13 protein-coding genes are annotated in these 14,797 nt (G+C 67.6%); 7 read left to right on the top strand and 6 right to left on the bottom strand.

Going from position 1 to position 14,797, the window contains the following annotated elements; all coding sequences use genetic code 11:
- From gshA to G3N99_RS05755, 3 genes are all read left to right on the top strand, one after another.
- Positions 1-1,201, top strand: a 1,201-nt coding sequence (gshA, locus tag G3N99_RS05765; RefSeq protein ID WP_206121882.1) for a glutamate--cysteine ligase, incomplete at its 5' end; no start/stop codon positions are given.
- Positions 1,202-1,238: 37 nt separating this feature from the next.
- Positions 1,239-2,429 carry a benzoate/H(+) symporter BenE family transporter gene (locus G3N99_RS05760; RefSeq protein ID WP_174954553.1) on the top strand — a complete coding sequence of 397 codons (1,191 nt, stop codon included), beginning with the start codon at positions 1,239-1,241 and terminating at the stop codon, positions 2,427-2,429.
- A 62-nt stretch (positions 2,430-2,491) separates the two neighbouring features.
- On the top strand, positions 2,492-3,652 hold the full coding sequence (locus G3N99_RS05755) for a mandelate racemase/muconate lactonizing enzyme family protein (protein WP_174939496.1): 1,161 nt from the start codon (positions 2,492-2,494) through the stop codon (positions 3,650-3,652).
- A 163-nt stretch (positions 3,653-3,815) separates the two neighbouring features.
- Here the strand turns inward: G3N99_RS05755 and G3N99_RS05750 are convergent, their stop codons facing one another.
- The 6 genes from G3N99_RS05750 to G3N99_RS05725 all read right to left on the bottom strand — a co-directional run bounded on the left by G3N99_RS05750 (position 3,816) and on the right by G3N99_RS05725 (position 10,673).
- A complete protein-coding gene (locus tag G3N99_RS05750) occupies positions 3,816-4,739 on the bottom strand; it encodes a LysR family transcriptional regulator (protein ID WP_174939498.1) in 924 nt (307 codons plus the stop codon).
- 601 nt (positions 4,740-5,340) lie between these two features.
- On the bottom strand, positions 5,341-6,366 hold the full coding sequence (locus tag G3N99_RS05745; RefSeq protein ID WP_206121881.1) for a CDP-6-deoxy-delta-3,4-glucoseen reductase: 1,026 nt from the start codon (positions 6,364-6,366) through the stop codon (positions 5,341-5,343).
- 74 nt (positions 6,367-6,440) lie between these two features.
- The gene (locus G3N99_RS05740) at positions 6,441-6,947 is read right to left on the bottom strand and encodes a disulfide bond formation protein B (RefSeq protein ID WP_206121880.1); all 507 of its coding nucleotides are present in this window, start codon (positions 6,945-6,947) and stop codon (positions 6,441-6,443) included.
- Positions 6,944-8,344 carry a pyridoxal-dependent decarboxylase gene (locus tag G3N99_RS05735; protein WP_174983939.1) on the bottom strand — a complete coding sequence of 467 codons (1,401 nt, stop codon included), beginning with the start codon at positions 8,342-8,344 and terminating at the stop codon, positions 6,944-6,946. The genes G3N99_RS05740 and G3N99_RS05735 overlap by 4 nt, the downstream gene beginning before the upstream one ends.
- A gap of 36 nt (positions 8,345-8,380) precedes the next feature.
- Positions 8,381-9,607, bottom strand: coding sequence for an MFS transporter (locus G3N99_RS05730; protein ID WP_174939506.1), 1,227 nt, complete (start codon positions 9,605-9,607; stop codon positions 8,381-8,383).
- A gap of 112 nt (positions 9,608-9,719) precedes the next feature.
- The gene (locus G3N99_RS05725; RefSeq protein ID WP_174939508.1) at positions 9,720-10,673 is read right to left on the bottom strand and encodes an iron-containing redox enzyme family protein; all 954 of its coding nucleotides are present in this window, start codon (positions 10,671-10,673) and stop codon (positions 9,720-9,722) included.
- 331 nt (positions 10,674-11,004) lie between these two features.
- Here G3N99_RS05725 and G3N99_RS05720 point away from each other — a divergent pair, with 331 nt between their 5' ends.
- The 4 genes from G3N99_RS05720 to G3N99_RS05705 are packed head-to-tail and all read left to right on the top strand — an operon-like array spanning position 11,005 to position 14,776.
- Positions 11,005-11,304: a 2Fe-2S iron-sulfur cluster-binding protein gene (locus G3N99_RS05720; RefSeq protein ID WP_174939510.1), complete on the top strand. Its 300-nt coding sequence runs from the start codon at positions 11,005-11,007 to the stop codon at positions 11,302-11,304.
- Positions 11,305-11,359: 55 nt separating this feature from the next.
- A complete protein-coding gene (locus tag G3N99_RS05715) occupies positions 11,360-12,112 on the top strand; it encodes a hypothetical protein (RefSeq protein ID WP_174939512.1) in 753 nt (250 codons plus the stop codon).
- Positions 12,113-12,125: 13 nt separating this feature from the next.
- A complete protein-coding gene (locus G3N99_RS05710; protein WP_174939514.1) occupies positions 12,126-13,451 on the top strand; it encodes an ATP-grasp domain-containing protein in 1,326 nt (441 codons plus the stop codon).
- Between the two features lie 2 nt (positions 13,452-13,453).
- Positions 13,454-14,776 carry an ATP-grasp domain-containing protein gene (locus G3N99_RS05705; RefSeq protein ID WP_174939516.1) on the top strand — a complete coding sequence of 441 codons (1,323 nt, stop codon included), beginning with the start codon at positions 13,454-13,456 and terminating at the stop codon, positions 14,774-14,776.
- Positions 14,777-14,797 lie beyond the last annotated feature (21 nt).

The raw sequence follows: 14,797 nt of genomic DNA, 5'->3' as shown, positions 1-14,797 counted from the left end.
GATGCAGTGCATCGCCGGGATTCACTACAACTATTCGCTCGCCGATGCCGTGTGGCCGCTGCTGCGCGAGGTGCGCGACGGGTGCGGGCAGGCCGGCCGCGACGCGCGCGACGCCCGCTCGGCGGGCTATCTCGCGCTGATCCGCAATTTCCATCGCTATGGCTGGCTGCTGCTGTACCTGTTCGGCGCATCGCCGGCGCTGTGCGCGGGCTTCGTCGCGGGCGACCGGCACGGGCTCGACGCGTTCGATGCGCAGACGCTGTACCTGCCGTACGCGACCAGCCTGCGCATGAGCGACCTCGGCTACCAGAACCGCGTGCAGGGTGCTTTCGCGCCGTGCCTCGACAACCTGCCGGCCTACCTGGAAGGGCTCGCGCGCGCGGTCGCGCAGCCGTGCCCCGAGTACCAGGCGATCGGCGCGAAGCGCGACGGCGAGTGGCTGCAGCTCAGCACGCACCTGCTGCAGATGGAGAACGAGTTCTATTCGTCGATTCGCCCCAAGCGCACGGTGCGCAGCGGCGAGCGGCCGCTCGATGCGCTGCGCAGCCGCGGCGTCGAATACGTCGAGGTGCGTTGCCTCGACATCGACCCGTTCGCGCCGCACGGCGTCGCCGAGACGACGCTGCGCTTCGTCGACGCATTCCTGCTGTTCTGCGCGCTCGACGACAGCCCGTGCTTCGCGGGCGCCGAGCGGGACACGTGCCGGCGCAACTTCGCGACGGTCGCGCGGGAAGGGCGGCGTCCGGGGCTCGAGCTGCAGCGCGGCGACGAACGCGTGGCACTGCGTACCTGGGCGCACGAACTGCTTGCGCGCATCAACGAGGCAGCCGGCGTGCTGGACCTGCAACGCGGCGACACCCGCACGACCGCCGCGCTCGACGCGCAATACGCGAAGCTCGACGATCCGCGGGCGACGCCGTCGGCGCACGTGCTCGATGCGCTGTGCGCGCTGCGTGGCGATCCGCGCGGCGCGTGCTTCGCATTCGGGATGCGGCAGTCGCTCGCGCATACCGAAGCGTTTCGCGCACGGCCGCTGCCGCCCGACGTGCAGGTGCGCTTCGACGCAACGGCGGCCGAGTCGCTGGGTCGGCAGGCCGACCTGGAGCGCACGCAGATCGGCAACTTCGACGCGTTCCTCGCCGCGTATCACGCGGGAACGCTGAACCAGGAATGCGGCGAGCCGACGCGCGACGCGCGCTGACGGGGCCACCGCATCGAATCCATTCCCCGGAGGACAGATGAGCAGTATCGCGGAAATGAAAACCGAACGCGGCTTCTCGGCGCGCGCAGCCGGTGCGGGCGCGCTGGCGTCGTTCGTCGGCTTCGCGTCGACGTTCACGCTGATCGTGAATGCGCTGACGAACGTTGGCGCGACGCGCGCGCAGGCCGCGTCGGGCCTGATGGCCGTCTCGATCGTGATGGGGCTGGCCGGCATCGTGCTCAGCTACCGGACCCGGATGCCCGTCAGCGTCGCTTGGTCGACGCCCGGCGCGGCGCTGCTGCTCGGCCTGGGCGCGGTGAAGGGCGGCTATCCGGCCGCGGTCGGCGCGCTCGTGCTGACCGGCGTGCTGCTGACGCTGGCCGGGCTGTGGCGACCGCTCGGCCGCGCGATCTCGAAGATTCCGCTGCCGATCGCCAACGCGATGCTCGCGGGGATCATCCTGAACCTCTGCGTCGCGCCGGTGCATGCGATCGCGCAGTATCCGCTGTACGTCGCGCCGATCCTGCTCGTCTGGGTCGTGATGATGCGGGTCCGCAAGATCCTCGCGGTGCCGTGCGCGGCAGTCGCGACGCTGGTCGTGATCGCGTTCATCGCGCGCACGGGCGGCGTGGGCGCGGCCGGCATGCTGCCGCATCTCGCGCTCGTCGGGCCGGTGTTCTCGGCGTCGACGATGGTGAGCGTCGCGGTGCCGCTGTTCATCGTGACGATGGCGTCGCAGAACATCCCGGGCGTCGCGGTGCTCAACGTCAACGGCTACCGGCCCGAAGCGTCGAGGCTGTTTACCGCCACGGGGCTGTGCAGCCTGGTCGCCGCGCCGTTCGGCGGGCCGCCGATCGGGCTGGCCGCGATTACCGCCGCATTGTGCGCGGGCGAGGAGGCCGGCCCCGACGAATCGCGGCGCTACTGGGCCGGCATCGTCTGCGGCGCCGCATACATCGTGTACGGGCTCGCGGCGAGCGCCGCGACGCTGTTCATCGCGGTCGCGCCGCCGATCATCATCGAGGCCGTCGCCGGCCTCGCGCTGATGAACGCGCTCGGCGGTGCGCTGCTCAACGCATTCACCGACAAGGACGCGCGCGAAGCGGCGATCCTGACCTTCCTCGTGACGATGGCCGGCCATGCGTTCCTCGGCATCGGCGGCGCGTTCTGGGGGCTGCTGACCGGCATCGGGCTCACGTTCGTGCTGCGTCGCGCGGAGGGCCGGTGATGCCGCGCGACGACGCGGCCCGACGCAGTCCTGTAGTCACCATCGAAAAAAACGGAGAAGACATGCAGCACACCATCGAGAAAATCACCGCGACACCGGTGTTCGCGCGCGGCGACGCGGAGATTGCCGGCGTCCGGCTGTCCGGCAGACTGTCGGGCGTGATCGTCGAGATCGAGACGTCGCAGGGCGTGGTCGGCCACGGCTTCACGGCGATTACCGACGAGGCCGTCGTGGCCGCGGCGATCGACCACGTCGCCGCGCCGAACCTGGTCGGGATGAACATCGTCGAGCGCGAGCGCATTCTCGACAAGCTGGTCTGGCTGCTGTGCCCGCGCGGGCAGACCGGCTACGCGGGGCACGTGATTTCCGCGATAGACATCGCGGTCTGGGACGCGATCGGCAAGATCGCCGGCATGCCGGTATGGAAGATGCTCGGCGGCGCGCGCCCGGTGGTGCCGCTCTACACGACGTTCGGGTTCGCGTCGGTCGAGCGCGCGGAACTCGTGCATGCCGCGCGCGCACTCGTCGCCGCCGGGCATCGCCGCATCAAGATGATCGTCGGCTATCACGCGCTCGCGCGCCGCAACGAAGGACGGCCGCTCGAGCAGGTCGTCGCGGACGACGTGGCGCGCGTGCGCGCCGTGCGCGACGCGGTGGGCGACGCCGCCGAGATCTACATCGACGCGAATTGCGGGCTCGATCACTACCACGCGCTGCGGCTCGCCGAGCGCGTGGCCGATTGCGACATCGGCTTCTTCGAGGAGCCGATCGCGGACAACGACCCCGCCAAGCTCGCCGACCTGAGAAAGCGCGGCGGCATTCCGGTCGCGACCGGGCAGAGCGAGGGGCAATTGTTCCGGTTCCGGGATTTCCTCGTCAACGAGTCCGTCGACATCCTGCAGCCGAACGTGTGCGTGTGCGGCGGCTTCTCGGTGGCGACGCGCGCGGCCGCGCTCGCGCAGGCGTTCGGCGTGCCCATCGACAACGGCGGTACGTTCCCGTTCCACAACATGCACCTGCACGGCGGGCTCGCGAATGGCGGCTCGGTCGAGTGGCACGTCGTCGCGGTCGAGATCTGCCGGAACCTGTTTACCGGCCTGCCGGCCGAGCAGAACGGGACGCTGGCGCTGCCCGATGCGCCGGGCCTCGGCTTCGGCATCAATCGCGACGGCGTGCGCGAGTTCTCGTCGGGCCCGGGATCGCAGGGGCACGGCAAGGCCTGACCGGCCGTCGGCGTCATGGCCTGTCCGCCGACGCGCGCGGGCAGGCGACGGCGTCCTCGCAGTTGCTGGAGACGGGGGCGCGCGGCTGCATGATCGACGCGCACCCGTTGCCCGAACCGCAAGCGGCCGGCGAATCAGGCTCGCGCGTTGACGCTCGACGCGCTCAGATGTGCGTCGTGTGAGGCGCGAGTGTCCGCACGATGTTGATGAAGCTGGCGAGGACGGGCCCGATATCGTCTTTCCGCCACACGAGGCCCGTTTCAACGGTCGATGGCCCGTGTGCCAGCGGACGATAGACGACGCCCGTCCGTCGCAGGTTGCGCAGCGATTGCGGAACCACGGCGACCCCCATGCCGGCGGAAACGAGGCTGACGATCGTCTGCATCTGGATCGCTTCCTGGCCAATGCGCGGGACAATGCCGACGGAACTGTAGCACTCCATAATGGTGTCGTAGAAAGCCGGCGCGAGATGCCGCGGGAAAATCACGAGCGGAAGCGCCGCGACGTCCGGCAGATGAATGGGGACATCCTCGGGCGCGTTCGACGCGGCAGCCGGAATCGCGAGCACGAGCGGCTCGCTCACGACCGGCAGATACGATAGTTCGGCCGCATAGCGTGGCGGTACGGGCGGGACGATCAGGCCCGCGTCGATGTGGCCTGCGGCCAGCGCATCGATCTGCACGTCGCTCGTCGCTTCGGTGAGTTGCAGCCGCACCAGCGGATAGCGGGCACCGAATTCGCGCAGCAGCGACGGCAGGAGCCCGTAGTCGGCAATCGACACGAAAGCGAATGACAGTTTCCCGGTTTCACCGCGCGCGAGACTCTGCGCGAGCCGGGGAAGCGCCTCGGCCTCGGCGAGCAGTTTGCGCACTTCGGGGAGCAATGCCTCGCCGACCGGGGTGAGCGCAACCGTCCGGTTCGTACGCGCGAACAAGACTACGCCGAGCTCCCGCTCCAGCGAACGGATAGCCTGCGAGAGCGGGGGTTGGGTAATTGAAAGGCGCACGGCAGCCCGGCCGAAGTGCCGCTCCTCGGCAACGGCCACGAAGTAGTACCACTGGCGTAGATCGGGTGGGGAATTGGACATTCTCTTTATTTGAAATGCGACCAATAGCGATGAACAATATATTGGACAAGCGGTATGTAGCGCATGGGCTTGCCGGTCTGCGTGCTGAAGATGGGGCGGGCCGCCCGTTGAGGGCTGCCGGTGTCTCCTTCATTCTGTCATTCTCGCGAACGGTGGCCGCGTAGCAGCCGTGTATCGCTGTGTCATCCGGACGGAACACACGTCGGTCTGTTCGAATATTTTTTCGTCACCTTGATGTGACGAGTGAGCAGACACAAGTGGGATTTTACCTACCTCGGCAAGCGGATTTTATCTATTTCCGGGAAGCGCGGATTGCAGTGTTCGCGAGCGCTATTGATCGGCAACAGGATGTTATCGGTTATCCGATTGGTCGTTTTTGATTTAACGACGGGATTCCGCGAATCAATGACGAAATTTGGGTCGTCTTGATGGAAAGGAGGGATCGATGCGGGAACGTGGAGGCAATTGACACAGTGTTCGATCGACATCCCGATGTCGTTGTAGTCGCATTGAGGGGATTCGAACGCCACTTCACTTCAGGCGCTTGGCAGCCCACCTTCTTATTGATTCGAGTGGCGGGCTGACCGGCGCCTCGATCCGGTTACACGACCATCGGCATCGATGTCGTGAACGCATCCGCCAGAAACTCGCCGTCCGCCAACCGATGGTGTTGAATGAAGTCGCGCTGCGCGGATTCGATCATCACCGGCGCGCCGCATGCATACACCTGGTGGCCCGACAGATCGGGCAGGTCCTCGATCACCGCGCGATGGACGAAGCCGGTGCGACCCGTCCACTGGTCGCCGGCGTCAGGCTCGGAGAGCACCGGCACGTACTTGAAGTTCGGGATCTCGCGCGCCCACTGCTCGGCGAGCTCGTCGAGATAGATGTCCTTCTTGCGGCGTGCGCCCCAGTAGAGCGTCATCGGGCGCGTGATGCCCGAGTGCTTCACATGCTCGACGATCGCCTTGATCGGCGCGAAGCCGGTGCCCGATGCCAGCAGCACGATCGGCTTGTCGGAGTCTTCACGCAGGAAGAAGGTGCCGAGCGGGCCTTCGAAGCGCAGGATGTCGCGCTCCTTCATTGCGCCGAACACATGGTCGGTGAACTTGCCGCCCGGCATATGGCGGATGTGCAGCTCGATCGGGCCTTCCTCGTGCGGTGCGTTCGCCATCGAGTAGCTGCGGCGCGAGCCGTCCTTCAGGATGAACTCGACGTACTGGCCCGCGAGATACTGCAGGCGTTCGTTGGCGGGCAGCTGGAGCTTCACGACCATCACGTCGTCGGCCTTGCGCTCGAGTGCGGCGATCCGGCACGGCAGCTTCTTGACCTGCACGCCGTCGACGCCGGCGATTTCACGCACGTCGATTTCGAGATCGCACTGCGCCTTCGAGCAGCACAGCAGCGCGAGGCCGCGCGTGCGTTCGTCGTTGGACAGTGCCGACGCGGCGTGCGGGCCCTGTTCGATCTGGCCCGACACGATCCGGCCTTTGCAGGTGCCGCACGCGCCGTTCTTGCAGCCGTACGGCAGAGGGACGTTCTGGCGCAGCGCGGCCGCCAGCACGGTTTCGTCCGATTCGACCTGGAATTGCCGGCCGCTTTGCGTCAGTGCGACTTTGAATGTCATGGTGTGTTCGACGGCGGTGTGCGGACACGGGTGTCGCTCGATCACACCGCGCGTCCGCACGTCAGAGGGAGGAATCAGGCGGTTCGGATGACCGCTTGCGCACGTATCCGCCAGCCGAGCGCTGCCGCAATCGCGGCGAACCCCACCAGCGCCCACATCGGCAATGACAGCCCGAGAATCGGCGGATACAGCGTTTCGCACAACCCGCCGACCTTGAAGACCAGCGGCAGCCAGTGCGCCGGAGGCAGGCTGTCGACCACCGGCTGCAACGCATCAAAGCCGCAACTGAACCCCGGGTGAGCCTGCACGTAGATGTGCCGTATCGCGACCGCCGCACCGGCCAGCGCAGCCGCCAGCGAGAGTGCGCGCAGCAACGCGACGCGGCGCCCGCCTGCTGCGGCCACGAACGCGCACAGGGCGATCAGCAGGAACAGGTAGCGCTGGATGATGCACAGCGGGCACGGTTCCTCCTGCCACGCCAGCTGGATCCACAGTGCGCCGCCGACGAGCGCGAGGCTGGCCACGCCGATCGCCAGCAGCGTCCACCGTTCCGCGCGCGTGGCGTCGATCGGGGCGCTCATCGCACGGCTCCGAGTGCGCTGACCAGCGACTCGAACACGCGGTCGACATCGCGCTCGTCGGTACGCCAGTTGCAGAACGCGGCGCGCAGGCCCCAGGTGCCCGCATGCACCGTCGTCGTGATGAAGACGTCGCCGAGATCGCGCACCGCGCGCATGTACGCGTTGACGCGTGCCTCGTCGGGCTGCTCGGCAAGCGTGAAGCAGACGACGTTGACGCGGGTCGGCGCCAGCAACGCAAGGCCCGGCTGCTCGGCGATCTGCCTGCCGAGCCGGTGCGCGAGCGCAATGTTGCGCCGGACGATTTCCGCATGGCCGTCGCGGCCGTACGCGGCAAGCGCGAACCAGGTGGACAGCGCGCGCAGCCGGCGCGAATTCTCCGGCGTCAGGTGGACGAAGTCCGGATTGTCGGTTGGCACGCCCAGGTAGGCGGAGCTGTTCTGGAAGACCCGCACCTGCAGGTCGCGCCGGCGGCTGAACTGCACCGCGGCGTCGTACGGCACGTTCAGCCACTTGTGCAGGTCGATGCAGATCGAATCGGCGTCGTCGAGGCCGCGCACGAGCGCGGCGTGATCGGGCGACAGCGCGGCGAACGCGCCGAACGCCGCATCGACGTGCAGCCAGAACGGATAGCGCGAACGGAGCGCGGCGATCGCCTGCAGCGCGTCGTAGTCGACGGTATTGACGGTGCCGGCGTTCGCGACGACGATCACCGGCTCGCCCTCGAAGCGCTGCAGCGCAGCCTCGAGCGCGTCGACGTCGATCGCCTCGCGGTCCTTCAGCGTCGGGATCTTCTGTACCGCGCGACGCCCGATGCCGAGCACGGACAGCGCCTTGTAGATGCTCGAGTGCGGGGTGCCGGACAGCACGCGGATCGGCGGCAGCATGCCCACGCCATCCTCCGCGATGTCGACATGCTCAGGGCAGCGTTCGCCCAGCCATTCGCGGCCGATGGCGAGCCCGACCAGGTTCGACATCGTCGCGCCGCTGACGAGCACGCCCTGCTGCGCATCCGACAATCCGAACAACTCGCGCAGCCGTGCGACGGTTTCGCGCTCGAGATCGGGGGCCGAGCTGTCGATGCCGGCCGTCGGGTTCTGGTCATACACGCTCGTCAGCCAGTCGCCGGCGAGCGCGGCGGGCGTTGCGCCGCCTGTCACGAAGCCGAGGTAGCGCGCGCCGGCGCTTCCGGAGAATCCGGGCGCCCAGCGCGCCAGGAAATCGTCGAGCGCCGCGTCGAAGCCGGGGCCTCGGGCCGGCAGCGGTTGCGGCACGGCAGCGGGTGGCGCGAGCGCGGCCGGGCGCTCGTCGATGCGGTCCAGCACGTCGAGCGCGTGATCGAGGGTACGCTGCAGAACCGCTTCGATGCCGACGAGGTCGTGTGAGAGTTTGGCGTCCATGCTGTCAGTGGGGTGGGTGGAGGAAAGAAACGGACATCACGCGCGCGGGCGCAACGTCGCATACCAGAACAGCAGCGCGGTCGCGCTGAACGCGGCGCCGAGCGTACAGACGCCGGCCCAGCCGAAGCGCGCATACACGTAGGTCGACGCGATCGAGCCGGACGCGCAGCCGGCGGCGTAGAGCAGCATGTAGCCGGCCGTCAGGCGGCTGCGTGCGTCGGGGCGCACGCCGTAGATCAGGCTCTGGTTGGTCACGTGCACCGCTTGCAGGCCGAGGTCGAACGCGACGACGCCCACGACGAGCGCCGCGAGCGAATGCATCATGAGCGCGGTGGGCAGCCATGACACGAGCATCAGCGCGAGCCCGATGCCGGACGTCCATTGCGCGAGGCCGCGATCGGCGAGACGGCCGGCGCGCGAGGCGCCGAGCGCGCCGGCCGCGCCCGCGAGCCCGAACAGCCCGATCTCCGTGTGCGACAGCGACAGCGGCGGTGCGCTGAGCGGCAGCACCATCGGCGTCCACAGCGTCATGGCGGCCGCGAAATGCAGGAAAGCGATGAAGGCGCGCACACGCAGCACGCGCTCCTGCGCGAAGAGGGCGAATACCGACGCGATCAGGCGCGGGTACGGCTCGGCGACACCCGGAAGGCGATGGTGCGGGAGGACGCGCGACAGGACGACGGCGAGCAGCAGCATGACGCTGGCCGACGTGAAATACACCGCGCGCCATCCCGCGAGGTCGGCGATCGCGCCCGAGAACGTGCGCGCGAGCAGGATGCCGAGCACGATGCCGCTCGTCACGGTGCCGACGACCTGCCCGCGTTCCGCCGGTTCGGCGAGCCCGGCCGCGAACGAAACTAGCACCTGGGTGACGACGCTCAGAAAGCCGATCAGCGCCATGCCGGCGAACAGCACGGATGCGCGCGTGGCGGTGGCGATCGACAGCAGCGCGAGCGCGCAGACGACCGACTGGATCAGGATCATCCGGCGCCGATCCCACAGATCGCCGAGCGGAACGAGGAGGAGGAGGCCGAGCCCGTAGCAGATGCTCGTGATCGTCATGACGCCGCCGATGGCGGCGCGCGAGATGTCGAACTGGTGCGCGAGCGTGTCGAGCAACGGCTGCGCGTAGTAGACGTTGGCGACGGCGAATCCCGCCGTCGTCGCGAACAGCAGCGTGACGGGGCGCGTCAGCGTGGCGTGGGCGGGCGCCGCGTGGGTCTGCGGGGCGCGCTGGAGCGGAGACAGTTGTTCGAGGCTCATGATGGTGACGGGTGGCGAACCGGCATGAAGAAAGCAGGCGGGGCGGCGCACGCGGGTCGCGCGGACCGCCCCGGGAAACGGCCAGGCGCGTGGGGTAGCCCGCGCGGCCGCGTTACTGCAGCGACTGGCGCATGTTCTCCATCACCTGGCCGGCGCCTTCGTAGTAGTCCTTCTCGACGTTGAAGCGGATCAGGCAGCCGATGCAGATGTCCCGGATCGCGGCCGGGTTCTGCGTCGCGAGCGGCAGCAGCACGCGCTTCACCAGGCTGTTGCCGTGCACCACGTCGATCTTCGTGTGCAGCACGTGGTAGGCGATGACTTCCTCGGGCACCTGGTGGCGGCGCATGCCCTTCACCATCTTCGAGAAGCGGTACGGCACCGTGTCCTCGAGCAGCGTCAGCGTGCCGAGCAGACGGACCACGTACCAGCGACGCAGCGCGTACATCGACAGCAGGTTGCCGTTCTTCAGCGCGAGCGCCGACGACAGGATCGACGGATCGAAGCGCTGCAGGTACTGCCGGAAATGCGGCTCGGCCTTGCCGAACAGCAGCGTGTGCATGCCTTCCAGCTCGCCGAGCCCCATTTCGTCCCAGAAGTTCTCCGCGACCGCGAGCTTCATGTCGCCCAGCATGCCGATCTGCGACAGCGCGATCGTGTCGTCGAAGCGTCCGTCGACCTGCGCTTCGAGGCAGACGTAGAACGCGAGCTGTTCGAGCGACGCTTCCTCTGCGAGAAAGCGGAAGAACGGCGCGACGGCTTCGCGATTCGTGCGACGCAGCGTGTAGTACCACTCTTCGAGTTGTTCGGCGTTCTCGGGCAGCCCGGACAGGTCGAGACGCGATTCCTCGTGAAGATTCCACTCGCTTTCCAGCGCCACGATCTCGTCGTATTCCGACGGTTGCGGAATCGTGTCGTATGCGCTCGGCGGCGCGAGTTCGCGCAGGTAGAACGCGTTCAGGCGCTTCTGTGCGTCGAGCGTATTGCAGCGCGGAACGTCGGCCGTTTCGGGGCCGTGTGCCGCGTGGATCAGGTGCTGCGCTGCTGCTTGAATCGCTTGCGTAGACATGCTTGTCGCTCCAGTCTCGGGATGGGAGGGATTGCGGACCATACGACTCCGCTGATGGCGGACACCGGCGCCAAGGCCGCGCGGCGAAGCCGACGATGAAGGGAAATGTACTGAACGCGATGCACGACGGTTAGCCGGCGCGTCTCAATGGATTGACAGTGCGTCCCATCCACGCGGCATTCGGCGCGGGCGGTTGCACAGAAACGAATCGTCGGTTTGTTGGGACAAAAACGCTAACGGTGACGGCCGCGCTTTTCATACATTACGTGCACCGGGCTCGCTGCTGCGTTCGCAGGTGACGGCGGCCCGGACGGACACGGAGGATGAAGCGATGCACAGACTGACGTTGCTGCCGCAGGGTATCGAAGTATGGCTTCCGGATCGCGCCGCGCTGACGGAGCTCGACTTCGAGCTGCACGGACAGGAATCGATTCCGTTCGGCTGCCGGGCGGGTGCGTGCGGCGCCTGTGTCATCGAAGTCCTGGACGGCCTGCCCAATCTCGGCAGCCGGCAAGTGGAAGAAACGGCCTTTCTCCACACGCTCGGATATCCGGACGAGCGCTTCAGGCTCGCGTGTCAATGCCGGCTGACCGGCGCGGCGACCGTGCAGGTCGCCACGTCCGACGGCTGAATCCATCAACGTTGCGTTCCATGCCTGTCTCCACGTCATTTATATAGGATTTCTTATGAGTAATCGTGTGAAAAACGCCGGTCTCGAGCACCGTACGCCGTTCCTGAATGCAGCCGCAGGCGCGCAGTTGCGCGGCGAGATCGATGCGCTGATCGATCGTCAGATCGACACGTGGTACGACACCGTGCCGTACGCCGCGCACCTCGAAGGCAAGACCGTCGACAGCGAGTACTACCGTCGTCACCTGATCGAAACGGCGTGGCGCATCCGGCTGCTGCGCGTGTCCGAATCGAAGGCGCTCGCCGAGATCGCGAAGCGCAGCCCGGAAGCGGCGCAGATCTGGGCGAACTACGAGCGCGAGGAAATGCTGCACGACGACCTGTTCATCCAGGATCTCGAGCGCGCCGGCGTCACGCGCGACGCGTTTCTCGCGACGGAGCCGTACCTGTCGACGAAGCTGCTGACCGGCTACTTCTCGTATCTGCTCGATCACGAGGGCCCGCTCGGTGTCGTGGCGTACTCGTATCTGGTCGAGTACGTGAACGTGAAACTCGAGCCGCGCAAGATCGAGGCGCTGAAGGATTCGGTCGGCGAGCAGAACATCGGCGGGCAGATCGCGCATTCGCACACCGACATCAACGACGACCATCCGGGCGAAGTGTGGGCGGCGATCCGCTACCTGCTGCGCGACGACGATGACATCGCGGCGCTGAAGCGCTATCTGGGCGAACACCAGACGGTTCTCGCGCTGTACTTCAAGGAACTGTACGACGACAAGATTGCGTCGACGCTGAAGGCGGCAGCCTGACGGGAGAGCCGACATGCTGGCTGATGGCGTTCTGATTCTGAGTCACTGCGGTTATTCGTTCGTCGAGGATCTGGTCGCGGCGATCGGCCAGCGGCAATTGCACGCGTACGTCCTGACTTCCCGGCCGCTGCCGGAGCACGCGGGGCGCCTCGACGCGCTCCGCGCGCTGGCGGCCGGCGTCCATGCGGGCGACGCGCACGAGCTGTCGGAGGAGGAGGTCGACCGCACGCTCGACGCGTTGCAGGCGCGCGGCGTGCGGGTGCGGGCCTGCATTTCGGTATGGGAAGGCTACCGTGGGCTGATGGCCCATGCGAATGCGCGCCTGGGGGTCGCGGATCTTGCCCCAGCACAAGTCGAATCGCTGCGCGACAAGCTCCATGTCCGCAACGCGCTGCATGCGGTGGGCCTCTCCAGCCGAACCGCGCGCACGCTCACGCCGGACGTGCTGCGCGCGCTGCAGGCGACGGGCGGCGACTATTTCGTGAAGCCGGTGCAGGGGATCGCGTCGTACGGCGCCTTCCGGCTCACGCACGACACGACCTGGGCGACGCTCGAGGCGATCGCGGCCGAAGCGCGGGCGGACACGGTCTATGCGTCGGTGCTCGGCGACGGCGTCCGGTTCATCGCGGAAGAGTACGTGAGCGGAACCGAGTGCAGCTTCGAGGTGCTGGTGGTCGACGGGCGTCTGCATGTGGTCGCGATTCACGAGAAATGCGAGCTGACCGAAGCGAACGGCACCGTGCTGGAAGACAGCTGCACCAGCCCGCCGGTATCGATCGCCGCGCATGAATGCGCGGCCGGCATCGCGTGGCTTGGCAAGGTGTTCACGCACCTGGCGCTCGACTGGGGCTGCTTCCATGTCGAGGCCCGTTTCGACGGCGCACGATGGGATCTGATCGAGATCAATCCGCGCGTGGGCGGCAGCCTGATTTCGCCGAGCGTGAAGGCGCTCAATGGCGCGGCGAGCCTGCTCGACATGTGGCTTGCGGTGCTCCTGCTGGATGCCGATGCCGCGCGTGCGTCGCTCGCGCACCTCGCCTATGGCGCCGACGGCCGCGCATCGGGGCCGAACGCGACGGTCTTCCGCGTCTACTTCGCGTCGCCGGGGCGGATCGAGTCGATCGTGCTCAATCCGCTGCCGCGCGCGCCCGTGGTGACGCAGGTGTTGCTGAAGTCGGGTGACGAAGTCGACCCGGCATCGCGCGAAGTATTTCTCGGTCAGTTGCTGTGGTCGATGAGCCGCGCGGAACGCGACGCCGAACTCGACGCGCTGCTCGCGGCTTCCGCGGATGCCATCACTGTGCACTACCGGGTCGCCGAACCCGCGCTGGGAGCCTGATCATGACTGCTCGTTCCGCATCGACGCTGTTGATCGTCGACTACAACCTGAGCCGGGTGGAAGACGTCGCGCACCTGGCACGCCACGCGCGCGAGCGCTACGGCGCCCGGACGGTGCTGATCCGTTCGGGCCCGAGCGAACGTGACCGGCGGATCTGCGACGACGTGATCGATCTCGACCCGCTCGCGGACGGCTTCGTCGATGCCGCCGTTGCGCAACTCGCGGGCATCGCGGGCGACCTGCGGGCCGGTATCGTGTTCTCGGACAACGCTGTCCAGCAGGGCGCCGCGCTGCTGGAGCGGCTCGGCCTGGCGGTCGATTCCGCGTCGCTCGCGGCCGGTGCGTTCAGCAAGCACGCGTATCGGGTCGCGGAGCACCGCGTGCGTGCGCTGCTCGAAGCGCAGCGCGTGATGGTGCCGGACTATGCGGAGGTGGCGTCGGTCGACGATCTGCGGCGCTTCGCCGCCGCGCATCCGGGCGGCTTCGTCGTCAAGCCGTCGTGCGAGGGCAACAACCGCGGGGTGGTGGTCGTGCGCAACGGTGACAGCCTGGAAGCCGCGTTCGGCGAGGTCGCGCCGTATTTGGCGGGCGGCGTGATCTGCGAAGCGTTCATTCCGTTCGCGCGCGAATTCTCGTTCGACGGCCTGGGGGCGCTGGCGTTTACGACCGAGAAGGTCAGCGCGACCGGCCGCTATCCGGTCGAGGTTGCGCAGATCCTGCCGTCGCGGCTCGCCGATCACGAAGCGGACACGCTCACGCGCGCCGGTCGCCTCGCCAATCTGCTGGTCGGACAACGCGACGGCCCGTTTCACAACGAGATCAAGCTCAGCGACGACGGGTTGCAGGCCGCGGTCGTCGAACCGAACCGGCGTCCGGCGGGCATGAAGATCTGGTGGCTTGCGCGCTGGGCCTACGGCGTCGATCTGTTCCACGCGTGGATCGACACGGTCTGGGGCGTCGCGCCGCCCGTGACGCTGCCGGCGCCTGCACGCTTCGCCGCGGCGGTGATGCTGGGGGTCGCATACGACCGGCAGTTTTCACCGCAGGACGTGCGTGCCGGCGCGGACCCGCTCGGTGACGCGATCGCCGACACCGTGCGCACGCTCGGCTTGCGCGACGGCGCGCTGCAATCGCAGGGCTTCGAATGGCTGCATGCGGAGCGGCGCTTCGTTCACGCGATCGCACGCGACAACGCCGATTTCGTCGCGCTCGCCTGCATCACGCTCGAACCGGGCGACGTTGATATTCGCGACGTCGTCGCGACGCTGCGCGCGAGCTGGCCGGTTGCGCTCGATGCGGCCTGTGAAGTGCGCGCGGCGGCGTGACGCCACCGTCAATCCATTGGT

It is taken from the genome of Burkholderia sp. Ac-20392 (genome assembly GCF_017104585.1).
In the GTDB taxonomy this organism is placed as follows: domain Bacteria; phylum Pseudomonadota; class Gammaproteobacteria; order Burkholderiales; family Burkholderiaceae; genus Burkholderia; species Burkholderia lata.
The sequence above is the reverse complement of the archived record's forward strand: the minus strand, read 5'-3'. Positions and strand labels throughout refer to the sequence as shown.